The organism is Pusillimonas sp. (genome assembly GCF_035515275.1).
Classification (GTDB): Bacteria; Pseudomonadota; Gammaproteobacteria; order Burkholderiales; family Burkholderiaceae_B; genus Pusillimonas.
In genome coordinates, this window is the sequence record NZ_DATJBQ010000151.1 from 24,573 (window position 1) to 50,034 (window position 25,462).

Below are 25,462 nucleotides of genomic sequence, written 5' to 3' on the forward strand. Positions count from 1 at the left end.
TTCCGGGCCTGCCGGTGCTACACTTGCGCGGCCTTGTCCAAGGCGGCGGCGCGGTCGCACCTACAAAACAGCGGCGCGTCTTATCGGATCAAATCAATAAACAAAGCAGGGGGCATCCATGCAATACGTCTACAACCTTCTGGCGGTCATACTTATTGGCCTGTCTATTGGGGCCATTATGGGCCAGCATAACAATGCGGCTCGGTTTTCGGGGCTTGTTGCCATCGTACTGGCGGTTCTGGCGTTTTTTATTTCGCCGGGCTGGGCGCCATTGGCCGTTGGAACCGCGGTGTTCCTGGTTGGGCAGGGCATGCAACGCGACCACCGGGGCGCGCGCGTTTAACCCATACCCAACGCTGCTTCAGGCGGTCTCGAGCCTTACTCGACGATCGCTTCTAGCGCGATATCCAGCGTTATCTCGTCGCCCACACCGGGTGCAAATTTGCCGGCATTGAATTCGCTGCGCTTAATAACAGCGGTTGCGTTGGCGCCGACCGTGTCTTTCTTCATCATCGGATGGGGCCCATTGAAGAACGAGGTCACGTCTAGGGTCACCGGCTTGGTGATGCCTTTAATGGTCAGGTCGCCTTCAATGCTGACGGGCTTGTCGCCTTCAAACACAACCTTGGTCGATTTGTAGGTGGCGGTCGGAAACTGCGCGGTGTCCAGAAAATCGGCTGCCTGAATGTGTTCGTTGAACAAGTCAAAGCCGGTGTCGATCGAGGTCATGTCGATCGTGACATCCACCTTGGCTTGTTTGGCTGCTTTATCCAGCATTACCGTTCCGCTTGTCTTATTAAAGCGCAGAATCTGCTTGGACAAGCCCATGTGGTCATACGAGAAGCGGGGGAAGGTATGCGACTGGTCCAATACGTAGGTCTGGGGGGCGGCCAGTGCCTGACCGGCAAAGAAGGTGGCAAAAGCTGCGGCGATAAGTGTTTTTTTCATGGTGTTTCCAGTGTGGTAAGGTAAATTTAAAAAGCCTGAGAAGAACAATCTAGCGCGTTGCAATAACGCGGAACTTAATCTTGATATCGTTGGCTACGATGCTGAAGTCGCGCCATGGGCCGTCCCCGATGCCGAAGTCGGCACGCTGAAAAGTAAATTCGCCCTCGAAGGCGCCCGAGTCACCTTTCTCGGTAAAAACGAAGGGCGCCGTCACCATCTTGCTGTTGCCTTTAACGGAAAGGTTGCCGGTCACCTGGTACCGGTTGTCGCCCAGCGCTTCAACTTTGGTCGATTGAAAGCTCGCCAGCGGGTGGGTGCCCAGGTTCAACCATTCTTCTTTTTCAAGCTCGGCGTTGGCTTCAGCGTAGCCGGCATCAATGCTCGACAAAGGAATCTCGAGCGCCACCTTTGCTGTCTCGGGGTTGGCCGGGTCGAAATTGAATTCAGTGGCCTTGATCTGCCCGAAGCCGCCCTCCATGCTGACGTTCATCTGGCTGTAGCCGAACGAGATGCGGCTGTTCGCTGCGTCAAGCGAGGTGTATTGGGCGGCGGTGGCGCCACCCAGCATGCCCAGGCCAAGTGCAGCGGCCAGGGCAATAGAGTGTATGGCTTTGCGTTTCATGGTTACTCCGGTCTATAGATTTTTCGGTTCAGGGCTGGCGGGGCTCAGGCCTTGCCTGCGAAGGGCAACATGCGTGTCAACACGGTGTCTTTTTTAATAAAGTGATGCTGCAGGGCTGCGCCCACGTGTCCAACCACCACCACCAGCAAGGTGTAGTTCATTACCACGTGTGCATCCTTTAGCCACTGGCCAAGCTCGGCGTTTCTGGACACCAGGTCGGGCAGCGGCACGACGCCGAACCAAACCGTCTGGAACCCTTGTGCCGAACTCATCAACCAGCCGCTAATGGGTATGGCCAGCATCAGTACATAAAGCAACCCATGGCCTGCATGCGCCGCCCTTTGGGCCATGGGGCCCATCGAAGAAGGCAACTTGGGCGCAGGGTGGGAAAGGCGCCAGGCCAGGCGCACCACCGCCAGCGCCAGCAGGCTGATTCCGGCCCACTTGTGCCAGGAATAAAACTTGAGCTTGTCGGGCGACAACGGAAGGTCGTGCATGTAAAAGCCAAGTGCAAAAGTGCCCGCCAAACCCAAGGCGACCAGCCAGTGCAGAAATATTGCTGTTTGTGTGTAGCGCGGAGGGGTATTCATGGGTGCCTCGGTGGTTGAATGGCGAGCGAGCGGGTGATCGAGCGTGTAACGGTTTTCGCTCGAGGCTTGGTAACATTCTATTGGTTGTGATTTATTAAATTAAGCCCATCGATTGGGCTTTTTAGTTCCAAAAATGGAACAGTCTGGCTCTGTTGCGGACGTGTCGGCGGGCAGAGCGCGGGCAGTAAGCTGCCTTGGGTTATGCGAGTAGAGGACGCCAGCAGGCAAGGGGCGCGTACCCACCGGCTTTAGGGAAAGGAACCGCCGATACTGGGTCCCGTGCAGGCTGGTGTTGGCTAATCGGCAGCCTTGACCTTGATGTGCGATGCCACCGTACGTGCCCGCTGACGCGCGGCGTCGATGTTGTCGTCGTAGGCCACAGCCACCCCCATGCGCCGTTTCACGAAGCTTTCAGGCTTGCCGAACAAGCGTAGGTCGGATTGCGGAACACTGAGTGCTTCGTCCACGCCCTCGAAGCGCACTTGCCTGGCATCGACGCCGCCATATATAACCGCACTGGCCCCCGGGTTACGAAGGCGGGTATCAACCGGCAAGCCCAAAATGGCCCGGGCGTGCAGCTCGAACTCGCTTTGCCATTGGCTGATAAGCGTGACCAGCCCTGTGTCATGGGGACGCGGACTCACTTCGCTGAACCATACTTGGTCGCCCTTGACGAACAGTTCTACCCCGAACACGCCCAGCCCGCCCAGGTTTTGAGTGATTTTTTGAGCCACGTCGCGGGCATTGGTCAATGCTGCATCGGCCATGGGTTGAGGCTGCCAGCTTTCTACATAGTCGCCCGCTTCCTGGCGGTGGCCGATGGGTTCGCAAAAGTGGGTCTGTACCGACCCGCCGGCATCCTTCGCCCTTACGGTAAGCAGGGTGATTTCATAATCGAAGTCGATAAAGCCTTCAACAATGATGCGGCCATGGCTGACGCGGCCGCCCGCCATGGCGTAGTTCCAGGCGGCTTCGATGTCGTCTGCATTGTCGATGCGGCTTTGCCCTTTGCCCGAGCTGCTCATGACCGGTTTGACAATGCAGGGGTAGCCGATGCCTGCGTCAATGGCCGCGCGCAATTGGTCGAGCGAGTCGCAGAAACGATAAGGGCTGGTAGGCAGCCCCAGTGTTTCAGCCGCCAAGCGTCGTATGCCTTCGCGGTCCATGGTCAGGCGGGCTGCACGGGCGGTGGGAATGACCTTTACCGTGCCCGCCGCCTCGAGCTCTTCGAGCATGGAGGTGGCGATGGCTTCAATTTCCGGCACGACCAAGTGCGGCTTTTCGGCTTCAATCAGCGCTCGAAGCTGGGCCGGGTCGCTCATGTCGATGGTGCGGGCATGATGCGCCACCTGCTGGCCGGGCGAGTTTGAATAGCGGTCGACTGCAATGGTTTCAACCCCCAGGCGTTGCAGGGCGATTAAAACTTCTTTGCCCAGCTCGCCGGAACCCAGCAACATGATGCGGGTGGCGACAGGGGTAAGGGGGGTGCCCAGTGTGGTCATGCGAAGCTCATTTTCTAGCGGTTCCAAAGATCGAAATTGTACGCCTTGTGGCAAGCGTGCAAACGAATTACCATGGTTTAACCTGTGATCGACACCAGTGTAAGGAGCCAACCATGAGCAGTCATGTTTATAAGCAAATCGAACTCACCGGTTCATCGCCCACCAGCATCGAAGACGCCGTCTCCAACGCCATAGCCAAGGCCAGCGAAACCGTGCGCCATATTCAATGGTTCAATGTGGTCGAAACCCGCGGCCACGTGGTCGACGGCAAGGTGGGGCATTGGCAGGTCACCATCAAAGTCGGCTTCACCATGGAGTAAACGCTTTAACCATGACGTCAAATTTTCGTCCGGCGAACAACATTACTGAACACACGCTGGACGATTACAATCGAAACGCCGCCAGCTTTCGTGCAGGTACCCAGCACCACGACGTTCAACAGAACATCGATGCGCTCTTGCGCCACATTCAGGGGTCGCCGCCTTGGCGCATACTTGATTTCGGCTGCGGGCCGGGGCGCGACTTGGCGGCCTTTTTGCAGCGTGGGCATCAAGCCGTCGGGCTCGATGGCTCTCACGAGTTTGTCGCAATGGCGCGCGAAGCCACGGGTTGCGAAGTCTGGCACCAAGATTTCCTGTCCCTGCAGCTTCCCGACGAGCATTTCGACGGCATCTTTGCCAACGCCTCGCTTTTTCATGTTCCCAGTGCTCATTTGCCCCGGGTCATGTCTGAGCTTAACGCTGCCCTGAAGCCGTCAGGCGTGCTGTTCAGCTCCAATCCACGAGGCGCCAATCAAGAGGGCTGGAACGGAGCGCGCTATGGTGTTTATCACGACCTCGACTCGTGGCGGCGCTTGCTTGAGCAAGCCGGCTTTGACATGCTCGAGCATTACTACCGGCCACAAGGCCTGCCGCGAGAACAGCAGCCCTGGCTGGCCAGCGTTTGGCGCAAGGTTGGCGCACCCCGGTAATTTGCGCCTCGTCGCCAACCTACCATCCGCAACCTTGTCGCAGCCGTATCGTATACACGACACGCCTTGCATTTGGCACCTTTTCGGGGCGTAGCACCAAAACCGCGCACATTGACCGTTTCAGTTTTTATGCCTGGCCCTGGCTCGCAGAAGCAGGCACACAAGACCCTGACGCCGCAGAACTGGCATGCATGTTGCGTAATGAATGATGAAGAAGCGATTCACCTCATTCATCCAAACGCAGGGAGCATGCATGAAAACCAACGTAAAAAAAGCGGCAATTTCTTTAGCGCTGGCAGGTTGTGTCGGCGGGGCGGCGGCCGCTGAATCCGCCGGGTCTGCCTTTGACTTTGAAGCCAACGTTTCGTTGGCGAGCCAGTACCGCTATCGCGGGCTGATGCAGACCAATAACAAACCTGCTGTTCAGGGCGGATTCCGCATTACGCATGCCAGCGGGTTCTACGCGGGCAACTGGAACTCCAGCATCAGTTGGCTGGGCGATACCGACCCCGGCGTGTCTGCACCCCTGGAAATGGATTTCTTCGCCGGTTACGCGGGGACCTTGTGGAACGACCTGGGCATCGACACCGGCGTGCTGCAGTACTACTACCCAGGGGATTATCCGGGCGGTTACACTCGCCCGCACACCACCGAGTTGTTTCTAGGGTTGAAGTACGGGCCGGTTTCGTTCAAGTACTCGCGTGCCTTGACGAATCTATTTGGTGTGCCCGACAGCAAGAACAGCCAATACTACGAACTGAACGCCAGTGTGCCGACGGGGGTGTGGGGGCTGAGCCTGGATGGACACGCGGGTTATCAGCGCGTTCGTAATCTTGATGACGGCTCGTACACCGACTGGTCGTTGGGCCTAAGCAAAAGCTGGGGCGGCCTGACTGCGGCACTGACCTACATTGACACCAATGCGGATCGCACTGTGTATACCAATAGTAGCGGACGCTATACTGGACGCGCTGCCGGAATGCTGACCCTGACCCAGACTTTCTGACGGTTGCCCGCCACACGTTCTGGCCGGCTTTTGGCCCCAACGTGTGGCGTAGTCTTTATAAAGCATTAGAGCCGTGACAAGGTTTCTTGTCGGCCCGGCGTGCAGTCGGCCTGGGTCACGTAGCTGCCGGCGGCCACGTCTTGCGTCAGCCATACGTTACCGCCAATCACGCAGCCGCGTCCCAAGGTGACGCGGCCCAGTATGGTTGCGCCGGCGTAAATGACCACGTCGTCTTCCACGATGGGGTGCCGGGGCAGACCTTTTTGAAGCGAGCCGTTCTCGTCAGTTGGAAAGCGCTTGGCGCCGAGCGTTACCGCTTGGTAGATGCGCACCCGTTCGCCGATGATGGTGGTTTCGCCGATGACCACGCCCGTGCCATGATCAATAAAAAAACTGCCGCCGATTTCTGCGCCCGGATGAATATCAATGCCGGTCTGGCTGTGGGCCAGCTCGGACGCCACCCGTGCCAGCAGGGGCAGCCCTTGCTTATATAGCTGGTGCGCGATGCGGTGGTAGATCATGGCTTCCATGCCGGGGTAGCACAGCAGTACTTCGTCGACTGTGCGGGCGGCCGGGTCGCCATGGTAGGCGGCCAGAGCGTCACTGTCGAGCAGGCTGCGAATCTGCGGCAACGAGGCGGCCAGCTGGCGAATGGACTCGACTGCACGTGCCTGTATGGCGACATCGCCAATGTCTTCGTCGTGGCGTGCGAGGTATCGAAGCTCGAGCCGGGCTTGGTTCAGCAGCGAATGCAGCGCAGATTCCAGTGTGTAGCCTACGTAGTAGTCTTCGCTTTCGTGGCGCAGGTCGGTGGGCCCCAAGCGCATGGGAAACAAAGCGCCCTTCAGATCGTCCATGGCACGGGCCACGGCCTCGCGTGAAGGAAACTCGCGTCCGTCCGGCTCGCGCGGTCGCTTCTGCGAATCGCGCCAATCTTGCCGGATGGAATGCAAGGATTTGACGATGGGGTCGATGTCGAACACGGCCATAGGTATGCTACTTGATGGAATGAGTGGACAGGTTTAAATGTTACCACCCAATCGAGCAGTCCTATCGGCCAGGTATCAGAACTCGTCCCATTCGTCTTTGCCGACGGCTAGGGCCGGCCGGTCCGAGGTCAACGGGGCCTCGGGCGCATGCACCGGCGGCAGCACCGGGTGCGCTTCGTCGATGTCCTGACCTATATCGAACACACCAACGACATCGACCAGGCGATCGGCCTGATCGCGCAGGCTGTCGGCTGCGGCGGCTGACTCCTCGACCAGTGCGGCGTTTTGCTGGGTAACGTCGCTAAGCTGGTTGACCGCATCGTTGATCTGGTTCAGCCCAGAGGTTTGTTCGGTGGTCGCGGCGCTGATTTCGTTGATCAGCTCGGTCACTCGTGCAACCTGTGAAACGATTTCCGACATGGCGGCGCCGGCGGCATCGACCATTTCACTGCCTGTTTCTACCTTCTGAGTGCTATCGTCAATCAGTTGCTTGACGTCCCGGGCGGCCGATGCGCACTTTTGCGCCAGGCTGCGTACCTCGCTGGCCACCACGGCGAACCCGCGCCCTTGCTCACCTGCACGGGCGGCTTCCACTGCGGCGTTCAGGGCCAGGATATTGGTCTGGAAGGCGATCGAGTCGATCACGCTGATAATGTCCACTACTTTTTGAGACGAAGCGTTGATCTCGCGCATCGTGGTCACTACGCCGTTTACCACTTCGCCGCCTTTGCCTGCCGAGTCGCTTGCCGACGCGGCCACGGCGGCGGCCTGGCGGGCAACGTCTGCGTTGTTTTTTACAGTGCTTGAAAGCTCTTCCATGGCTGCGGCCGTCTGCGTCAGATTGGCCGCTTGTTCTTCAGTGCGTTGCGACAGATCGGCGTTTCCGGCTGCAATCTGGCTTGAGCCGGCAGCAATGTGATCGCTGCTCGCCCGCACCGACGCCACGACCTGGCGTAGCGAATCCTGCATCCGGCTCATGGCATGCACCACACTGCCCTCGACTGCCTTGCTGATGTCGATGCGGCTGGTCAGCTTGCCTTGCGCGATGGTGCCGGCCAGCACGGCGACCTCTCGGGGCTCGCCGCCCAGCTGCCGCGTCAGACCGCGAGTGATCAGCCAGCCCAGTATGAGCGCCAGCAGTGCGCCGCCCAACGTCAAGGCGATCATGCTGTACAGCGTGACCCGGTAGATATCGGCAATTTCTTTGGCGTACTGCTGGGCAATGTTTTGCTTTTCCAGTGTCAGCAGGCTGACCAGGATTTCTGCGGTGTCGCTCAGCGAGCGAACCTCATTGAACAATCGCTCAGACACTTCTTCGGGGCTGGGCAGGTCGGCCCGGTTTTGAGTAACCAGCGATTTGGCGGCTTTCTCGTAGGCCGCTACCGCGGTCAAGGCGTCCTGAACCGACTTCAGGGCCCGTTCGGTATCGAACATGCTTTCGAGCTTTTTGAGCTCGAACGTCAGTGAGTCGAAGCGGGATTCCATGGCGTAGTACTCGGCTACATGCACATCAGCGTCCGGCGCCAGTAGCGTGCTGCGCAAGGAGCGTCCAGCCGCCACGATGTGCAGGTTGGCTTCGGCGGCCATGGCCACTCCCAGCAACTCGCGTTCGTACATCTGATGGGCCATTTCGTTCATTTGCTGCGTCGAGCGTATGCCCAACGCGCCGATCACGGCAGCGATTGCCGCCACTATCAGGAACCCGCCGACCAGTCTGGTGCGGACCGTTGTCTCATTAAGCCAATGCATCGCTGCTTTTTCATAGTTATGTACTTGGAAATGAGATGAACGGCTTGTTTACGGATAAGTTTAGAGTGGTATGGAAAATGATCGAGAGTGAGGCCGCGCGCGCGTTCGGGGCGGGTGTTCGCGGTACACTCAACCCCGAAACTTTTCATTCGGAGTGAATATGAAACATGTCATTTTGGCGGGCTTGACCTTGCTTGGCGCGACGTCCATGGCCTTGTCCGGTACCGTGCATGCATCGGCTTCGGGGGTACAGCTTGCCCAGGCTCATGGTCATCATTCCGGCGCCGGCGGACACGGTCATGGCCAAGCAAGCGGGGTTGCGGCGCCTTCCCAACACGCCATTGCGGCCATGCCGCTTTCAAAGTCGGTTGTCATCAGCGACTGCTGGATACGCCTTTTACCCCTGCCCGCTCCGTCTGCAGGGTACTTTGTTGCCGCCAATCAGGGCGACAAGCCGGTTACTTTAGCCGGCGCTGCCTCGGCGAAGTATGGTGCGGTCATGCTGCATCAAACCACGCACAGCGACGGCATGAGCCGCATGTCCTCGGTCAACGGCGTTGAAATCGCCGCTCACGAAAAGCTCGAGTTCAAACCTGGTGGTTATCACATCATGCTCGAAAAACCAGCCGGCGAGATCAAGGTGGGCGACGCCATACCCTTGCAGTTTCTTTTCGCATCGGGCGAGAAGGCTGAGGCGCAGTGTGCGGTCAAGCCGGCAAACACGGTTGCCAGGTAAGGCAGCCTAGGGGTAATCCTTATCTATGCGATATCCAGTACACGCACAGATAATCCAGAACAATTAATGACAAATATTATTAAATATGATGCCATCAGGCTGCGTTCAAGCCTTTAGCATTCCTGATGGCAAGGTTGGTGGTTTACTCCAAGGCCCGTCCAAGGTTGCATCATGAAGGACCTGACTAAAAAAATCCAAGCCCTGACCCAAGATCTGGGCCTTGACGAAAACGCGATTTCCCTGCGTAAAGAGTTTCTAGAGCTCACCCGCGAAGACGAGATCCGGCTGGTGCGTGCCCATAAGCTGTTGGGCAACCGATCGGCCAGCTTTGCCGACGCGTTCTACGACCATTTGCAACGCTTCGAAGCCATGAGGCGCCTGCTCGAAAGCGAAGGGCAGCTTGCACGTCTCAAGCACGTGCAAGGGCGGTATTTCGACACCCTTACTGCGGGCGACTATGGCCCCGAGTACGTACATGACCGGCTTCGTGTGGGGCTGGTGCATCAACACATAGGGCTCGAGCCTACCTGGTATCTGGGGGCTTACCGCAAGTATCTTTCTGAAATGCAGCGCATGCTCTGGGAGGTCCTGGGCCATGAACCGCAAGAATTCCTGAGCACCTGCGATGCATTGACCAAGGTTGTGAACTTCGATATCGGCTTGGCACTTGATACCTATTTTCACGCCGACACCCAAGAGGTCCGAGAACACAAAGAGTACGGGGAAAATATTTTTTCGGCCATGCCTAATGGCCTGATGGTCGTCAGCGCCAACCTTTTCGTGCTGTCAACGAACCCCGCCATGCGTTCGATGCTGCAATTAACCGACGACATGTCAGGCGAGGGCCTGCCATTATCGTCGTTGGTTAAAAGCAGCTTGCTGCTCGAGGCATGCAACGACGTCTTCGAGAGCGGCGACGAGCAAAAGAATATGTTGGTAACGCTGGTGCGTGAGTCGCAGCGAATCAAGCTCGAATTCAACCTCAGCCGCATCCAGTTTCGGGGCAAGCCCTTGTTGCTGCTTACTGCACAAGACGTCACCGAGAAGCTGCGCGTTGAAGCGCAGCTGGCACAAAGCGAAGAGCGCTACCGCCTTACGTTCGATCTGGCCGCTGTGGGCATGGCGCAAGCCGATCCCGAAGGCCGCATCACAAAAACCAATAAAAAGCTGTGCGACATTCTGGGTTACGAACAAGACGAGCTTCAAGGCGTGCGTGTTCAACAACTTACGCAAGCCGAAGACCGCGACGACATGCACGTGATGTTTCATCGTGTCATTAACGGCAGTCTCGAGAGCTACAGCAAAGAGCGTCGCTACTTGCACAAGAACGGCCAGGTCATCTGGGCCAATGTCACGGTTTCCTGCCTGCGCGAAGACAGCAAGAACATTGGTCTGATCATCATTCTTGAAGACATCTCGGCGCGCAAGCACATGGAGCAAGAGCTTGTGCACATGGCCGGGCACGACTCGCTTACCGGCCTGCTTAATCGGGTGCTGTTGCAAGACCGTCTTGCCAAAGCGCTGGTTCAAGCCCGCCGCACCAGCAGGCAGGTGGCGGTCATGTATGTCGATCTGGATAATTTCAAGCATGTAAACGACAGCAAGGGTCACGCAGCCGGAGACGCCATGCTGGCCGAAGCGGCTCGCCGACTGCTTCGCTCGGTCCGCGACATCGATACCGTGGCCCGTTTGGGCGGCGACGAATTTGTGGTGGTGCTTGAAAACCTAAGCGGTAACCATGAGGCAAGCGCCAGAGCCCAAAGCATACTTAAGGCCTTGGCCGAACCCTTTGTATACAAGGGCAGGTCGTTTCATATTGGTGCCAGCATAGGCATAGCCCTATACAACAATAACGGCGTCGATGGCGACACCTTGCTCAAGCAGGCTGATTCGGCCATGGGTCAGGCCAAAGAAGCGGGCCGCAACAATGCCCAGTTTTATACCCCTGAGCTCAATGCTCAGCACGCCCGGCGCGTAAACATTGCCGACGCTTTGCGTGTGGCCCTGGAAAACAACGAGTTGCAACTGCATTACCAGCCCAAGATCCACGCGCTAACCGGCGAGCTGGTGGGGCTCGAGGCCTTGCTGCGTTGGGGGCGCTCCGATGGCACCCTCGTGCCTCCTGAAGAGTTCATTCCCATTGCAGAACACACTGGAATGATTCTTCCGATTGGCGAATGGGTGCTGCAGCAAGCCTGTCGTCAGATCGTGGCTTGGCGCGACCGTTCTGATCCCAAGTTGCGTGTGTCGGTCAATATGTCGGCCCGACAGCTTAAGAACCCCGGTATTGTCGCGGTGGTTCATAATGCCTTGCAGCAGGCTAGGTGTCCGGCAGACGCGCTCGAAATTGAAATTACCGAAAGCGTTCTTATGGAGCACCCTGAAACCACCAAGCAAACGCTGCAAACCTTGCACGACATGGGCATACGGTTGTCCATCGACGATTTCGGCACCGGCTATTCAAGCCTGAGCTATCTGCGCAACTTCCCCATACACGAGCTAAAAATCGACCGGTCGTTCATCGACGATATTACCCACGACGAAAGTCACGCTGCCATTGTCAGGGCCATTATCAACCTGGCCCATAACCTGAAGCTGACGGTCGTCGCCGAAGGCGTTGAAACCGACGAGCAGCTACAGTATTTGCGCGCCGAAAACTGCGATCATTTGCAAGGCTACTTGTTTAGCCGTCCGTTGCCTGCCGCCGAAATCGACGGCTTGCTGGGCACCACCTTGCTTTAAGCGGTGCGTGTTGCGGTCGGCCCGACGGGCGGGCCGCAACGCTTTATTATTGTAAAAGTTGGAGCCGGCTCTTGGCGGTATCGGCGGCCGAGCTTTGCGGGTAGTCGCGTACGATTTGCTGCAGGCTGGCCTTTGCGCCGGCCATGTCGTTAAGCTCGATTTTGCTGGCGGCAACGATAAGCAAGGCATCAGGGGCACGCGGGTCGCTGGGGGCCTCTTGAACCAACTGCTGCAGCCGGCTTATCGAGCCCTTGAAGTCTTTGATGGCGTATTGGCTGCTGCCCAAATAAAACTTGGCCTCAGAACCTAGCTGGCTGTTCGGGTAATTGCCAAGAAACCCGTTCAGGCCCTGTGCCGCTTCTTTGTATTTGCCGCTGCGAAACAAGCCCATGGCGTTGTCGAACGCGGCCTGCTCTTGCGGGTTGCTGACCTGAATCGAACTGCCGCCTGACTGGTCCTCGCTCGAGCGCTTATTGATGTCGAGCTCGAAGCGCATGCGTTCCATCTGGCCGCGTATGTCGGTCAGCTCTTGTTGCAGGGCTTCTATCTGGTTGGCAAGCATGAACCGCGCCTGCTGGTTTTGCTCTTGCATCTGGCGCACTTGCTGACGCAGGTCGATGATGGCTCGGCGGGCTTCGTCGTCGGCGAATGCGTGAGCCGGCAACATGAAAACCGACGCGAACACCAGGGCAAATGCTGATAGCAAGGGACGGGATCTGGGAACGAATCTGCGCATCGAAAGGCTCCGGTGCCGCGGTGTGCGGCAGGCTACGTGGACAAACAATTGACAAAAGAAAACGCTGCGACGGAAAGCCGCCGCAGCGTTGCAGTGACTCAAACCCTAAGATTAACGCCGATAGACGATGTCTGCACGTCGGTTTTCAGCATAATCGGCTTCGGTCGTGCCGTGAGCCTTGGGACGCTCTTTACCGAAGCTAATGGTTTCGATCTGGTCGGCACGTACGCCCATCAGGGACATCATGCGCGAAACCGCCTCGGAACGACGCTGACCCAGGGCCAGGTTGTACTCGGCGCCGCCGCGTGCATCTGTGTTGCCTTCGATGACGATGCGCTGCTGACTATTGCTGGTCAGGTACGAAGAATGCATTTCGACCACGTTGCGGTATTGGTCCGGTACCACATAGCTGTCAAACTCGAAGTAAACCGAGCGTTGCTGGGCCAGTGGGCTTTGTGGGTTGAAGGGGTCCATGACTTGGCCGGTGGCAGCGCCACCGCCCATGCCGGCGCCACTGCCGCTCTGTGATTCATCGAGAGGCACAGAGCTACACGCAGCCAAAGAGGCGGCAAATGCGGCAATGCTGAGGCTTTTTACAATGCGCGATCTCATTTGAGTTCCTTTTAGAAAAGAGTCACGAAAAAACTAGTTGGTGAATGGTCCCCAGGTGGGTTCGCGTACTTTGCCGTCCAGGGTGGACAATGTCTGACGCACCCGTCCGTCTGTAGAAACTACAGCCAGCACGCTACGTCCGCCTTGTATGGAACTATATAGGATTTGCATTCCGTTCGGCGCGAAACTGGGCGACTCATCGTCGGGTCCGTTCGTAAGTAGTTGTTCAGCGCCGGTACCCATGTTTTGCAATGCGATCCGAAATGCGCCGTCCCTTCGTGTAACGTACACCAACTGGTTGGCGTCTGGCGAGAGGGCCGGTGAAATGTTGTAACTGCCATTGAAGGTGATACGGCTTGCATTGCCGCCCGAAACCGGAACCCGATAGATTTGCGGGCTGCCGCTGCGGTCGCTGGTAAAGACCAGGCTGCCGCCGTCAGGGCTATAGAAGGGCTCGGTGTCGATAAGCGGCGAACGCATCACACGTCGAAGATCGGATCCATCGGCACTGATCGTGTAGATCTGGGCAATGCCGTCGCGCGAAAGGGTAATGGCCAATTGCTGGCCGTTCGGAGACCAGGCCGGTGCGCTGTTATTGCCCTTGAAGTTGGCAATGGGAAACCGTTCGCCGGTGGCCAGCGTCTGCACGTATACCACCGGCTTGCCGGTTTCAAAGCTGACATAGGCCAGCTTGGAGCCGTCGGGCGACCAGGCGGGTGAAATGATGGAATGTTTCGAACGCAACATGACCTGCGGATTTTGCCCGTCAGCATCTGCAATTTGTAACTCATGCGTGTTGTTTTTTTGCACTACATAGGCCAGGCGTGTGGAAAACACGCCACGCACACCGGTGATCTTTTCGTAGATGCGGTCGGCGATCTGGTGGGCGATGCGACGCAGCTCTTTTTCGGAACCGGTAAACGCCACGCCGTCGAGCTGACTTTTATGAATCACATTACCCAGCCGATAGCTGATGGTGTATTGCCCTGCAGCCAGAGTGACGGACCCGTAGGCAATGTAGTCGGCGCCGCGCCCGTGCCAGCCGTCGTAATCAATGGTGCTTTCGGCGTCCAGGCTTGTGCCGGTGGCGTTTACCAGGCGGAACTGGCCCGATCGGGTCAGGTCGGCCCGAATGACCTCACTGATAAGCTGGCCCTTGGGGTCGCCCGAGAAATCGGCGATGGCAATGGGGTATTGCGTGGCGCCCACACCCGAGATGTCGACGCGAAGCTGCGCTGCGGCTGTTCCGGCTGCCAGCATACTGAATGCAAACAGCAGCAGGCCGAACAGGCAAGTTGCCCAGGCGCGCTGCAAGGGCTTGATTGCGGGGATGACGGTGGTCATGTCGGCATATCTCCTATTGTTCATACATCAGATAGTTCCCGTCGACATACGCAGGATACTTGCCCGTGGGCGGGTTGGGGAAAGGGTTGCAAGCCCGAATGCCTGTTTCGACGGCTCGGTCAAAAGCGGGTATGCCCGATGAGCGCAATATGCGAACCCCGGTAACTCGCCCGTTGCCGTCCAGATTGGCTCTATATTGTACTGTCGGGTTCTGGCCGCTACGCGGCGGAGTTGGATAAACCACGCCGTTGCGGATGCATTGGGCCACCTTGGCTGCGTAACCCGAGTCAGTACCACCGCCGCCCGACTGATTGCGGTCAGCGGTGCCGCCGGAGATACCGGCCGCGCCCAGGGCATCGCCGCGCATGGCTGCACGAATGGCATCGCGCTTGGCCTGGTCTTCTTTGGCCTTTTTCTCGGCTGCGGCTTTTGCCGCTGCTGCTTTCTTTTCTGCGGCCGCTTTATCAGCTGCTGCTTTTTCGGCAGCGGCTTTCTCGGCAGCGGCCTTTTTCTCCAGTGCCGCCTTCTCGGCAGCGGCCTTCTCAGCAACTGCTTTTTCCGCAGCCGCTTTCTTCTCAGCGGCGGCTTTCTCAGCGGCTGCTTTTTCTGCCGCCGCCTTTTCGGCAGCGGCTTTCTCGGCCGCGGCTTTTTTCTCGGCGGCAGCCTTCTCGCGAGCGGCCTTTTCAGCTGCAGCTTTTTCTTCGGCAGCCTTTATTTCCGCCAGGCGGCGCTGTTCGTCCTCTTCACGCTTGCGTTGCGCTTCTCGCGCTTTCTCAATGGCGATGTCGGGATCCACCTCGGGAGGTGTGGGCGGCTCGACAGTGGGCTGCGGTTTAGGCTGGGCCTGAGCTTCCGGTTCGGGTTGTGGTTCGGGTTCGGGCTGTGGTTGGGGCTCAGGTTGAGGCTCCGGAGGCTGCTCGATATTTTCGGGGGCTTCAGGCTCGTGCGTGGGTTCGGCGGCTGACAAGGTATTGCCCTCGGCCCAAAGTTCGATCTGCACCGGGTTTGGATTGCTGGGCGACGAACTAAGGAAGCCGATGAACATGATGGCCGCAATGGTGGCGTGAGCGGCGAGCGCATAGGCAAGCCCTCGACGTTCGTCTTCTTGCTCGGGTGTGCGCAATGGCCGCTTGGCAGACCGCGGGGCGGACTGCTTTGACCCGTTTCCTGGTTTGCGGATGGGCGGTTGCGTCATTGCTTCTTGTCGTCAGGAGCGGCGCTTTGGTCAACGAGCAGGCCCAGTCGAGTGATGCCGTTCGAGCGCAGTTGATCCATGGCCTTCATGACTGTTTCGTATGGCACTTGGCCGTCGGCCGCCAGCACCACAGGGGTTTCCGCCGTAATGCGCGAGCGGATTTCTCCGACCAGTTGCTCGGGGGCAATCTGCCGGAACTCTTCGCCGGCACGGCGAGTGCGGATGGCCATTGAACCGTCTTTTTCAATCTGGACTTCGACCGGGTCGACGGGCACCTCGCTGGCCTGGCCCACGGTGGGCAGGTCGATCAGCCCGGGCGTGATCATGGGGGCCGTGACCATGAAAATGACCAGCAGCACCAGCATGACGTCGATATAAGGAACGACGTTGATTTCGTTTTTAAGGCGGCGGCCCGTACGGCCGGTAGCGCCACGCATGGAAGGCATCAGCGCACCTGGCGTTGCAAGATGTTCAGGAACTCATCGATGAAACTGTCGAAACGGATGGACAGCCGGTCGATCTCGTTTGTAAAGCGGTTGTAGGCGACCACGGCGGGTATGGCCGCGAACAGGCCGATAGCCGTTGCAATAAGGGCCTCGGCAATGCCCGGCGCCACAGCGGCCAGAGTTGCCTGCTGCATGCTGGACAAGCCGATGAAGGCGTGCATGATGCCCCAAACGGTACCCAGCAAGCCGATATAGGGGCTTACTGAGCCGGCGGACGCCAGGAAATTCAAGTGGGATTCAAGGCTGTCCATCTCGCGTTGATACGTGGCCCTCATGGCCCGGCGCGGTCCGTCGAGCACGGCTTCGCCAGACCCCGGGGTGCTGCGGCGCGCTTTCAGGAACTCGGTCATGCCTGCGTCGAATATTCGCGCCAGTGCGCCGTGCTCATCGCGCCGTCCGGCAATTGATTGCTGAAGCACGGTCAGGTCGCCGCCGGCCCAGAAGTCGTCTTCGAAACGGCGGGTCTGGGTATGGGCCCGTTTAAGCGCAGCCCGCTTCGAAAAGATATAGGTCCACGACATGACGGAGATGATGACCAGAACCAGCATCACCAACTGTACCGGGAAGCTGGCGTCCAACAATAAGGAGAGCAACGAGATCTCGTTGGGGGCTTGCATGATTAATCCTGGACCTTTTGCAGTAGGGTTCTAAGAGATGTGGGAAGGCCGGCCGGCCGGAACGTGCGTGTGTCGACACAACAGACTTCGACCGTGCTCTCGCACAGTACTTCGTCGTTCAGTGTAGCCACCTGAGCAAAGTCAATCGAGGCCCGGCCCAGCCGGGTGATGCGGCTATGAATGGTTAGCAGGTCGTCAAAGCGGGCCGGTTTGATGTACTGGGTCTGGGCGCTTTTAACCACGAACATGCGTTGATCATTCGCCGCCAGATCGGATTGATTGACTCCTAGTCGACGCAACCATTCGGTACGGCCTCGTTCAAAAAACTTGAGGTAATTGGCATAAAACACGACGCCAGCGGCGTCGGTGTCTTCGTAATATACGCGAATATCCAGCGTGGACAGGGAGCCGGGTGTTTCTGTTGACATGGGTTCGTTAAGCAGTGTGACAGAGCCGGCCCCACTTGGGATGCAGCAGTTGCAGGTGATTCGTACGGTTGGGGGCGATGCTGATCATGTCAGGGATTTTAGTCGTTCGAGGGTGCAAGATAGCGCGTCGGCAGCAGGTATTTTTTCAGTCTGACCCGTTGAGCGTTGCTGTAGTTCCACAATTCCTTCATCAAGGCCTCGTTCGCCCACGGTAATGCGCAATGGCACACCGATAAGCTCCCAATCGGCAAACATCACGCCCGGTCTTGCGTCACGGTCATCAAGCATGACATCCACGCCTAGATCCAGCAATTGCTGATACAGGGCCTGCGCAGCGTTGCGCACTGTTTCACTTTTGCCCCAGCCCATCGGGCAGATAACGACTTCGAACGGGGCAATGGCTCGGGGCCACACAATGCCTTTGTCGTCGTGGTTTTGCTCGATGGCGGCGGCCGAGATGCGACTGATGCCGATGCCGTAGCAGCCCATTTGCAGTACGGCCGGTTTGCCGTCCGTGTCAAGAAAGGTGGCGTTCAACGCCTTTGAGTATTTGTCGCCCAGAAAGAAAATGTGGCCCACCTCGATGCCGCGCTGAATGGCAAGGCGGCCGCCTTGCGGGTCGGGGTCGCCGTCGACCACATTGCGCAGGTCGGCGACCTGGGGCTCAGGCAGGTCACGTCCCCAGTTGACACCGGTCAGGTGAAAGCCCTCGTCATTGGCGCCGCAGATGAAGTCGCTCATATTGGCTACCGTGCGATCGGCAATGATCTTTACCGGCTGGGCGGGGTTGACCGGGCCCAGATAGCCCGGCGGGCAACCGAAAGTGGCACGAATTTCGTCTTCGGTGGCCAGGCGATGGCCTTCGAGCCCCGGCAGTTTGCCGACCTTGATCTCGTTCAATTCATGGTCGCCTCGAATCAGCAGCAGCCAGATGCGGCTTTGTCCCGGCTGCTCGGCATCGTCGGTGGCCAGCACCACCGACTTGACGGTTTGCTCAAGTGGCACCCCCAATAGATCGGCGACCAGTTCGCATTTGGGCGCTTCGGGCGTGGCCGTTTTTGTCAGGTTTTGGGCAGGCGCGGCGCGTTGCGCCACAAGGCAGGGCGCCTCGGCCAGTTCAATGTTGGCGGCGTACTGGGTGTCGGGGTTGTAGACAATCAGGTCTTCGCCGGTGTCGGCAATGACCTGAAACTCATGGCTGCGCGACCCGCCGATGGAGCCGGTGTCGGCCGCCACGGCGCGAAACGTCAGGCCCAGGCGCTGGAAGATATTGGTGTAGGCCGTGTACATGGCATCGTAACTGGCTTGTGCGCCGGCCTCGTCGCGGTCGAACGAGTAAGCGTCCTTCATGGTGAACTCACGTCCGCGCATCAAGCCGAAGCGGGGGCGGCGCTCATCGCGGAACTTGGTTTGGATATGATAGAAGTTGCGGGGTAGTTGGCGCCAGCTGTGAATTTCGTTGCGTACGATGTCGGTAATCACTTCTTCCGAAGTGGGTTGCAGGACAAAATCGCGCTTGTGGCGGTCTTTGATGCGCAGCAGTTCGGGACCGTACTCCTCCCAGCGACCCGATTCCATCCACAGCTCGGCCGGTTGAACCACCGGCATCAGCAGCTCAAGGGCGCCGGCGGCATCCATTTCCTGTCTCACGATGCGTTCGATCTTGCGCAGCACCTTCAACCCCATCGGCATATAGGTATAAATGCCGCCCGCCACCTTGCGGATCATTCCGGCCCGTGTCATCAACTGATGACTGGCCACTTCTGCCTCGGAGGGAGCTTCCTTCAGGGTGTTGATGTGATAATTGGATGCGCGCATGGTGTGGATCTCTGCAGATACGTATAATCAAAAGTAATTGTATTAAATCTATTGGGGTGGCCTATGCTAGACCGTGAAGGCTACCGTCCCAATGTCGGCATTATCCTCGTAAACAACAAGAACGAGGTGTTCTGGGGCAAACGAGTCCGCGAACACGCGTGGCAGTTTCCTCAAGGTGGCATCAAATACGGCGAAAGCCCGGTACAAGCCATGTACCGCGAGCTCCACGAAGAAGTGGGCCTGCTGCCCGAGCATGTGCGCATACTGGGACGTACACGGGATTGGCTGCGTTATAACGTGCCGAGTGATTTCATTCGGCGCGATTCTCGCGGCATTTATAAGGGGCAAAAACAAATCTGGTTTTTGCTCCGCATGACAGGGCGCGATTCCGACGTCAGCTTGCGCGCGACCAAACATCCCGAGTTCGACGCCTGGCGCTGGAGCCATTACTGGGTTCCGCTTGATGCCGTGATCGAATTCAAACGCGAAGTCTACACCCTGGCGCTTAACGAGCTTGCCGGCATCTTGTTTCGTCGCGGGCACGACACCCGTTATTTGCGGCAGCGTGGCCAGGCCCAGCGCACCTTGATCGAAAAAAAATCAGCCGAAGCAAAAGAGCTCCTCAAGTCGCAGGCAGCACGCTGAAGGCGTCTTGAGCCGCGCCGGCAAGTCGGGCGCAAGCCTGCTGCCGACGCGACGGGCAGATGCTATGGGGTCATTTTTTGCAGGCGGGCGATCAAGCTAGAGGTGTCCCAGCGGTTGCCGCCCATTTGCTGTACGTCGCCGTAAAACTGGTCGACCAGGGCGGTAACCGGCAGGCGCGCGCCGTTGCGCGCCGCTTCGTCCAGCACCAGCTTAAGGTCTTTTCGCATCCAGTCCACGGCAAACCCGAAATCGAATTGCCCTTTGATCATGCTGGCGCCCCGGTTGTCGAGTTGCCAGCTTTGGGCGGCGCCTTTTCCGATCACCTTGACGACCTGCTGCATGTCGAGCCCGGCGGTCTGGCCAAACGCTATGGCTTCAGACAGGCCCTGAATCAGTCCTGCAATACAAATCTGGTTGACCATTTTGCACAACTGGCCGGAGCCCGGGCCGCCCAGTAAAGTGACCGCTTGCGCATAAGAGCGTAAAACGGGTTCGGCTTTTTCAAAGGCTTCGGGGTCGCCGCCGCACATAACCGTCAGTACGCCGTTCTGAGCCCCGGCCTGGCCGCCCGACACCGGCGCATCGACAAACCCAATGCCGCGCTTATTGGCGGCCTGGTAGAGCTCGCGCGCCACTTGCGCCGATGCCGTGGTGTGGTCGACAAACAGGCTGCCCGGCGTCATGGACTGCAAAGCTCCTTCAGGGCCGACTGTGACACTGCGCAGATCGTCGTCGTTGCCCACGCAACACAGCACGATCTGGGCGTTGCGGGCGGCTTCTGCAGGGGTTGCGGCATGCGCGCCACCAAATTCTTGTGCCCAGCGTAGGGCTTTGTCAGTGCTGCGGTTGAAGACGGTTACGCGGTGTCCGGCGCGGGCCAGGTGCCCGGCCATGGGGAACCCCATGACGCCCAACCCCAGAAAGGTGATGTCGAGCGCGGTGGTGTCGGGATACTGCTTTGCTGCAATCGAGGGCATGGGCTAGCTCCGGGGGTCAGTCGTCTTCGGCGAAGGTTTCTTCGCGCTTTTTACGAATCACCGGCAAAGCTACGATCATAACCAAAGCAGCGGCCAGGATCAGCAGGGTCAGTGATAGCGGGCGCGTGACAAAGGTGGTGTAGTCGCCGCGCGACAACAGCAGCGCCCGCCGAAAGTTTTCTTCCATCATGGGGCCCAATACCAGGCCCAGCAATAGCGGTGCACCCTCGCATCGCAGCTTCGTCCAGACATAACCCACCAGCCCGAACAAGGCCAACATCCAGATATCGAAGACGTTGTAATTAAGCGAATAGACACCGATAGTGCAAAACACCAGAATTGCCGGGAACAGGATTCGATAAGGCACTTTCAGAAGTTTGATCCACAACCCGATCAGTGGCAGGTTAAGAATGACCAGCATCAGGTTGCCGATCCACATTGAAACGATGAGCCCCCAGAAAAGATCGGGGTGCGATGTCATGACGCGCGGGCCGGGCTGAATATTGTGTATGGTCATGGCGCCCAGCATCAGAGCCGTAACGGCGTTGCCGGGTATGCCCAGGGTCAGCAACGGAATAAATGAAGTCTGTGCGGCGGCGTTGTTGGCCGATTCGGGGCCGGCGAGGCCGGCGGGGTGTCCCTGCCCAAACCGTTCGGGTGTGCTCGAGATTTTCTTTTCGAGTGTATACGAGGCAAATGACGACAAAATGGCGCCGCCGCCGGGCAGAATGCCCAAGGCGGCGCCCATGGCGGTGCCGCGCACTGTGGCGGGCCAGGCCTCGGCGAACTCTTGGCGGTTGGGGTACAGCGTGCCGATCTTGCTGGTGATTTCGGTGCGTTTGTCTTTAAGCTCAAGGTTTGAAAGGATCTCGGCCAGACCAAATACGCCCATGGCCACCACGGCAAAGTCCAGACTGTCTTGCAGCTCGGGAATGTCGAAATCAAAGCGGGACACGCCCGAGTTGACATCTGTGCCGATCATGCCTAGCAGCAAGCCCAGCAATATCATGCAAATGGCTTTGGGCAACGAGCCCGAGGCCAGCACCACGGCCCCGATAAGGCCCAGCACCATTAACGAAAAATATTCGGCTGCGCCGAACCTGAACGCGATTTGAGCAAGCGGCGGGGCGAAACCCGCCAGCACCACGGTGGCTACGCAGCCGGCAAAGAACGAACCCAGTGCGGCAATGGCCAAGGCCGACCCGGCACGGCCCTTGCGGGCCATTTGGTGGCCGTCCAGGACCGTGACCACAGACGAGGTTTCGCCCGGTAGCGCCACCAGAATGGCGGTGGTCGAACCGCCGTACTGCGCGCCGTAATAGATGCCGGCCAACATGATCAGGCCTGCAACCGGCGACAACACATAGGTGATGGGCAGCAGCATGGCGATGGTTGGTACGGGGCCAATGCCCGGCAACACGCCGATAAGCGTACCCAGCAGACAGCCCAGCAGGCAATACAGCAGGTTTTCTATGGTCAGCGCTACTGAAAACCCCAGTAACAAATGTTCTATGAGTTCCATTGCGGCCTGTGTGATTTGAAGTGAGTGAAAAGGCCGGCTTTAGCCGAGCGCCGGCCAAAGCGGAAAGACAAGCCCCAGCCCTTTGATGAACGCCAGCCAAACGAAAATGGTCAGGCCCAGACCCGTCAACACAGCCACCTTCCAGCTGAACAAGTGACTGGCCGTGCTGCTAAGCACCACCAGGATGAATAAGGTCAGAAAAACGCCCAGATGCTCGAGCAGTACCCCGGCCAAGGCGACCGAGCCAATTAAAATTGCAACAGTTTTGAGATCGATAGGGTCAAGCTTGTTTATGGGCGCTTCGGCTGAAACGGCACGCAGCGCAACGCCGGCGCCCAGTACTGCCAGGCCGATGCCAAGCCAGAACGGAAAATAGCCGGGACCCATGTCGCGGGCCGTGCCCATTGGGTATCGAAGCGAACCGGCTGCGGCCAGTGCACCGATCAGGGCAAACATGATGCCGGCCCAGAAGTCTTGTTGATTTCTGACTTGCATGACTGCGGTGTCTCCCATCGAGCAAAGCTGCTGCATGGTAGTCGACACATCCATCGCTGAAAACCCTGATTTCCCCTGAGTTGGGCGGATTTACTTCATTTCCTCTTTCCAGCTTGCGGCGGGATGGTTTACGATAACGCCCATGTTGCAAGATCTCGATTCCCTCTCGGCCCGTATCGGCCAGCTTGTAAAGCTGGTCCAGCGCCTGCAGTCCGACCGCGCTGCGCTGCAAGCGCGTCTTTCCGGCCTCGAGCAAGAGCACAATGCCTTGCGCGATCAGCTCGTGCGCGAACATGCGGCACAGCAGCAGGCGGCAGAGCACGCGCTCAATCATGCTGCCGAGCTCGAAGCCTTGCGCCAACAGGCCCGGGCCGGCGAAGCCCAGCTGCGCGAAGAGGTGGCCCGTAGCCGCGCCGACTACGAAGCGGTTCGGCAAAGCCTGCAAGCCAGTCAAGACGACTCCGCCCGTTTGCGCAGCGCAGCGGCCGCCGCCCAACATCGCATCGATGCTGTTTTGATGCGCCTTCCGGGCGCGACCCAGGAGTAACTCATGGAACGAATCGATGTCTCCATACTGGGCCGCGATTATTCGCTGGCTTGTGCCCCTTCCGAAAAGCAAGCGTTGCTTGACGCCGTGCATATGGTCGATCAGCGCATGCTGCGAGTCAAAGGGTCTGGTAAAATCTCAAGCAATGAACGAATCGCGGTTATGGCCGCCATTCAGATCGCAGCCGAACTTTTGGCGATGCGTGCGCCCGACGGCCCATTGGGCGACATCGCATTAGGTGATTTCAAGCGTAGAATCGACGACATGAACCACCTTATCGATCAGGCGCTGGGCTCAGGCACCAGCGCCGCAACCTAGACAACTTCCGGGGCGTTTGTATTAAACGCTCTACCGATTGTCCCTGCAGTGTTCGAGATTGACCATACATTCCTTGAACCAATGCTTAGGCATAAAGGTTGCCGGATTGACAAGCGGGAGTGAACGTCTTAACTGACGATCCCGATGCTTGGCTGATGGCGACCACCGTGAACCCTCGGTTCCGGGATGCCGGTCTATACGGCACAGGCGGGGCATTTTTTAAAAAGCTCGTCCACACGGACGAGCTTTTTTTTTGAAAGCTCATACTTCGTGCAATAAAAAGCGGGCGCGCTAATGCTATCGTTGCGCTGATCGATGTCGAGGGTACAAATATGAAGTCCGATTCATTGCCGGTGCAAAATGCGCAGCAGATTCAAGGGGTGCGGCTCGATGATTTCTTCGAGGCAACGCCCATGGCCTTGTGGCTCGAGGACTACAGCCAGTTGTATCGGATTTTCGAGCAATGGCGTGCCCAAGGAGTTAAGAACCTGGCTGCCTGGTTTGCCGAAGACTCCGACCGCGTGCGCCACTGCGCCGCAGCCATACGCATCCAGCACGTCAATCGCCAAACTCTGAACCTGTATGGGGCTGATTCTGTCGCCACACTGGTGTCGCGGCTTGGCGAAGTCATGCGCGACGACACGTTCGAGGGCCTGACTGCCGAAATGCTGCAGCTCTGGAGCAGTGGCGTTTCGTTTCGCAGCACGACGGTCAATTACACCCTTGACGGCCGTCGCATCGATATTGTCTTGCGTGGTGTGGTTCTTGCAGATCGGGCGCAGCCCTGGGACCAGGTGCTGGTGGCGGTCGAAGACGTGACCGAGCTGCAAGAGTCCCGTCGCAGCGCTTTGACCAACGAAACCCTTGCGCGCGAGCTCTTTCAGCAGGCACCGGTTTCTCTCTGGGTCGAAGACTTCAGCCGCATCAAGAGCTTGCTGGACGAAGTGCGCGAACAGGGGGTGGTCGACTTTCGTACTTTTCTTGATGTGCATCCCGAATTTGTCGAGCGCTGTATGTCCGAGATTCGTGTACTGGACATCAACGGCTATACCTTGCAGATGTACAAGGCAAAAAGCACAGCCGATTTGCTTGATCGCCTGGATGAAATCTTTGATGACGAAATGACCGCGTCGTTTGCAGAGCAGTTGATCGACCTATGGGAGGGTCGGCTGTTTCAGCAGCGCGAGGTCCGCAACCGCACTCTGGTCGGTGATGTGTTGCATATCCACATGCAGTTTTCGGTATTTGCCGGCCACGAAGCCGACTGGAGCAAGGTGCTGCTGGCCCTGACCGACATTACCGCCCGCAAGAAAGCCGAGGCCTACCTTGAGTATTTGGGCAAGCACGATGTGCTGACTCAACTAAAGAACCGCTCGTTCTACGTTGACGAGCTCGCGCGGTTGGGTCGCAAGCGGGTTAATCCCGTGTCGTTTATCGCTCTTGATCTCGATAATCTCAAGGCACTTAACGATTTGCAAGGTCACGCAGCCGGCGACGCCTTGCTGCGCCGCATGGGTGAGGTCCTGAACAAGGTGGTTGATCGGCCCGCTTCCGCTGCGCGGATCGGCGGAGACGAGTTCATTGTGCTGTTGCCGGGCATGTCCGAGAGCGACGCTGCCACCGTTTTGACAGACATTCGCCGACTGATAGAGTTGAACAACCAGTTTTATTGCGGGGCGCCACTCAGTGTTTCGGTGGGCGTTGCCACAGCCCATGGACGCGACGATTTTGATCGGGCCCTGCGCGCCGCTGATCTTGCCATGTACGAGAACAAGCGCGAGCGGCGCGCCTTCGGCAAGGTTGACGGGGCTGCAGAATTGTCGTCCGGTATCTGATTTCAGCCGGGCG

The 25,462-nt window shown here is 58.3% G+C and carries 27 protein-coding genes and 1 other RNA gene; 11 read left to right on the forward strand and 17 right to left on the reverse strand.

Annotated elements, in window-relative coordinates:
- Nucleotides 1-118 precede the first annotated feature (118 nt).
- On the forward strand, nt 119-343 hold the full coding sequence (locus tag VL003_RS11215; RefSeq protein ID WP_325442490.1) for a hypothetical protein: 225 nt from the start codon (nt 119-121) through the stop codon (nt 341-343).
- Between the two features lie 35 nt (nt 344-378).
- On the opposite strand, the gene VL003_RS11220 is transcribed toward VL003_RS11215, so the two are convergent.
- From VL003_RS11220 to purT, 4 genes are all read right to left on the reverse strand, one after another.
- Nucleotides 379-948, reverse strand: coding sequence for a YceI family protein (locus tag VL003_RS11220; RefSeq protein ID WP_325442492.1), 570 nt, complete (start codon nt 946-948; stop codon nt 379-381).
- Nucleotides 949-997: 49 nt separating this feature from the next.
- Entirely contained in the window at nt 998-1,570 is a 573-nt protein-coding gene (locus VL003_RS11225) for a YceI family protein (protein WP_325442494.1), read from the reverse strand.
- A 44-nt stretch (nt 1,571-1,614) separates the two neighbouring features.
- Nucleotides 1,615-2,160: a cytochrome b gene (locus tag VL003_RS11230; protein WP_325442496.1), complete on the reverse strand. Its 546-nt coding sequence runs from the start codon at nt 2,158-2,160 to the stop codon at nt 1,615-1,617.
- A gap of 296 nt (nt 2,161-2,456) precedes the next feature.
- Nucleotides 2,457-3,662 carry a formate-dependent phosphoribosylglycinamide formyltransferase gene (gene purT / locus VL003_RS11235; protein WP_325442498.1) on the reverse strand — a complete coding sequence of 402 codons (1,206 nt, stop codon included), beginning with the start codon at nt 3,660-3,662 and terminating at the stop codon, nt 2,457-2,459.
- 113 nt (nt 3,663-3,775) lie between these two features.
- Here purT and VL003_RS11240 point away from each other — a divergent pair, with 113 nt between their 5' ends.
- From VL003_RS11240 to VL003_RS11250, 3 genes are all read left to right on the forward strand, one after another.
- On the forward strand, nt 3,776-3,982 hold the full coding sequence (locus tag VL003_RS11240; protein ID WP_325442500.1) for a dodecin: 207 nt from the start codon (nt 3,776-3,778) through the stop codon (nt 3,980-3,982).
- A gap of 11 nt (nt 3,983-3,993) precedes the next feature.
- On the forward strand, nt 3,994-4,632 hold the full coding sequence (locus VL003_RS11245) for a class I SAM-dependent DNA methyltransferase (RefSeq protein WP_325442502.1): 639 nt from the start codon (nt 3,994-3,996) through the stop codon (nt 4,630-4,632).
- A gap of 253 nt (nt 4,633-4,885) precedes the next feature.
- Nucleotides 4,886-5,638, forward strand: a complete 753-nt coding sequence (locus tag VL003_RS11250; protein ID WP_325442504.1) for a TorF family putative porin — start codon at nt 4,886-4,888, stop codon at nt 5,636-5,638.
- Nucleotides 5,639-5,703: 65 nt separating this feature from the next.
- On the opposite strand, the gene epsC is transcribed toward VL003_RS11250, so the two are convergent.
- Complete coding sequence (epsC, locus tag VL003_RS11255; protein ID WP_325442506.1) at nt 5,704-6,627, reverse strand: serine O-acetyltransferase EpsC; 924 nt, start codon at nt 6,625-6,627, stop codon at nt 5,704-5,706.
- A gap of 75 nt (nt 6,628-6,702) precedes the next feature.
- Nucleotides 6,703-8,376 carry a methyl-accepting chemotaxis protein gene (locus VL003_RS11260; protein WP_325442508.1) on the reverse strand — a complete coding sequence of 558 codons (1,674 nt, stop codon included), beginning with the start codon at nt 8,374-8,376 and terminating at the stop codon, nt 6,703-6,705.
- Between the two features lie 160 nt (nt 8,377-8,536).
- Between VL003_RS11260 and VL003_RS11265 the strand changes: the two genes are divergently transcribed.
- Both VL003_RS11265 and VL003_RS11270 read left to right on the forward strand, forming a co-directional pair.
- Complete coding sequence (locus tag VL003_RS11265) at nt 8,537-9,112, forward strand: copper chaperone PCu(A)C (protein ID WP_325442510.1); 576 nt, start codon at nt 8,537-8,539, stop codon at nt 9,110-9,112.
- Between the two features lie 171 nt (nt 9,113-9,283).
- Nucleotides 9,284-11,854: an EAL domain-containing protein gene (locus VL003_RS11270; protein ID WP_325442512.1), complete on the forward strand. Its 2,571-nt coding sequence runs from the start codon at nt 9,284-9,286 to the stop codon at nt 11,852-11,854.
- 46 nt (nt 11,855-11,900) lie between these two features.
- On the opposite strand, the gene ybgF is transcribed toward VL003_RS11270, so the two are convergent.
- From ybgF to VL003_RS11310, 8 genes are all read right to left on the reverse strand, one after another.
- Complete coding sequence (ybgF, locus tag VL003_RS11275; protein ID WP_325442514.1) at nt 11,901-12,590, reverse strand: tol-pal system protein YbgF; 690 nt, start codon at nt 12,588-12,590, stop codon at nt 11,901-11,903.
- 111 nt (nt 12,591-12,701) lie between these two features.
- Nucleotides 12,702-13,202 (reverse strand): peptidoglycan-associated lipoprotein Pal, encoded by a 501-nt coding sequence (pal, locus tag VL003_RS11280; RefSeq protein ID WP_325442516.1) that lies wholly within the window; start codon nt 13,200-13,202, stop codon nt 12,702-12,704.
- A 33-nt stretch (nt 13,203-13,235) separates the two neighbouring features.
- Complete coding sequence (gene tolB / locus VL003_RS11285; protein WP_414708296.1) at nt 13,236-14,462, reverse strand: Tol-Pal system beta propeller repeat protein TolB; 1,227 nt, start codon at nt 14,460-14,462, stop codon at nt 13,236-13,238.
- 97 nt (nt 14,463-14,559) lie between these two features.
- Nucleotides 14,560-15,741 carry a cell envelope integrity protein TolA gene (gene tolA, locus VL003_RS11290; protein ID WP_325442520.1) on the reverse strand — a complete coding sequence of 394 codons (1,182 nt, stop codon included), beginning with the start codon at nt 15,739-15,741 and terminating at the stop codon, nt 14,560-14,562.
- Nucleotides 15,738-16,187 (reverse strand): protein TolR, encoded by a 450-nt coding sequence (gene tolR / locus VL003_RS11295; RefSeq protein ID WP_325442522.1) that lies wholly within the window; start codon nt 16,185-16,187, stop codon nt 15,738-15,740. The genes tolA and tolR overlap by 4 nt, the downstream gene beginning before the upstream one ends.
- Complete coding sequence (tolQ, locus tag VL003_RS11300) at nt 16,187-16,864, reverse strand: protein TolQ (RefSeq protein WP_325442524.1); 678 nt, start codon at nt 16,862-16,864, stop codon at nt 16,187-16,189. Before tolQ ends, tolR begins: the two co-directional genes overlap by 1 nt.
- Nucleotides 16,865-16,866: 2 nt before the next feature.
- Nucleotides 16,867-17,292, reverse strand: coding sequence for a tol-pal system-associated acyl-CoA thioesterase (gene ybgC / locus VL003_RS11305; RefSeq protein WP_325442526.1), 426 nt, complete (start codon nt 17,290-17,292; stop codon nt 16,867-16,869).
- Between the two features lie 84 nt (nt 17,293-17,376).
- Nucleotides 17,377-19,110, reverse strand: a complete 1,734-nt coding sequence (locus tag VL003_RS11310) for a proline--tRNA ligase (protein ID WP_325442528.1) — start codon at nt 19,108-19,110, stop codon at nt 17,377-17,379.
- A gap of 63 nt (nt 19,111-19,173) precedes the next feature.
- Between VL003_RS11310 and VL003_RS11315 the strand changes: the two genes are divergently transcribed.
- Entirely contained in the window at nt 19,174-19,755 is a 582-nt protein-coding gene (locus VL003_RS11315) for an RNA pyrophosphohydrolase (protein ID WP_325442530.1), read from the forward strand.
- A 62-nt stretch (nt 19,756-19,817) separates the two neighbouring features.
- On the opposite strand, the gene VL003_RS11320 is transcribed toward VL003_RS11315, so the two are convergent.
- From VL003_RS11320 to VL003_RS11330, 3 genes are read right to left on the reverse strand one after another with little or no spacing between them, the layout of a single operon-like run.
- Nucleotides 19,818-20,732 (reverse strand): NAD(P)-dependent oxidoreductase, encoded by a 915-nt coding sequence (locus VL003_RS11320; protein WP_325442532.1) that lies wholly within the window; start codon nt 20,730-20,732, stop codon nt 19,818-19,820.
- 16 nt (nt 20,733-20,748) lie between these two features.
- Entirely contained in the window at nt 20,749-22,254 is a 1,506-nt protein-coding gene (locus VL003_RS11325) for a tripartite tricarboxylate transporter permease (RefSeq protein WP_325442534.1), read from the reverse strand.
- A gap of 39 nt (nt 22,255-22,293) precedes the next feature.
- Nucleotides 22,294-22,749 carry a tripartite tricarboxylate transporter TctB family protein gene (locus VL003_RS11330; RefSeq protein ID WP_325442536.1) on the reverse strand — a complete coding sequence of 152 codons (456 nt, stop codon included), beginning with the start codon at nt 22,747-22,749 and terminating at the stop codon, nt 22,294-22,296.
- A gap of 142 nt (nt 22,750-22,891) precedes the next feature.
- Between VL003_RS11330 and VL003_RS11335 the strand changes: the two genes are divergently transcribed.
- From VL003_RS11335 to VL003_RS11350, 4 genes are all read left to right on the forward strand, one after another.
- Entirely contained in the window at nt 22,892-23,296 is a 405-nt protein-coding gene (locus VL003_RS11335; RefSeq protein ID WP_325442538.1) for a hypothetical protein, read from the forward strand.
- Between the two features lie 3 nt (nt 23,297-23,299).
- The gene (locus VL003_RS11340) at nt 23,300-23,614 is read left to right on the forward strand and encodes a cell division protein ZapA (RefSeq protein WP_325442540.1); all 315 of its coding nucleotides are present in this window, start codon (nt 23,300-23,302) and stop codon (nt 23,612-23,614) included.
- A gap of 37 nt (nt 23,615-23,651) precedes the next feature.
- A non-coding RNA gene (ssrS, locus tag VL003_RS11345) (6S RNA) lies at nt 23,652-23,832 on the forward strand.
- Between the two features lie 114 nt (nt 23,833-23,946).
- Nucleotides 23,947-25,449, forward strand: coding sequence for a sensor domain-containing diguanylate cyclase (locus tag VL003_RS11350; protein WP_325442542.1), 1,503 nt, complete (start codon nt 23,947-23,949; stop codon nt 25,447-25,449).
- The last annotated feature ends 13 nt before the right edge of the window (nt 25,450-25,462 follow it).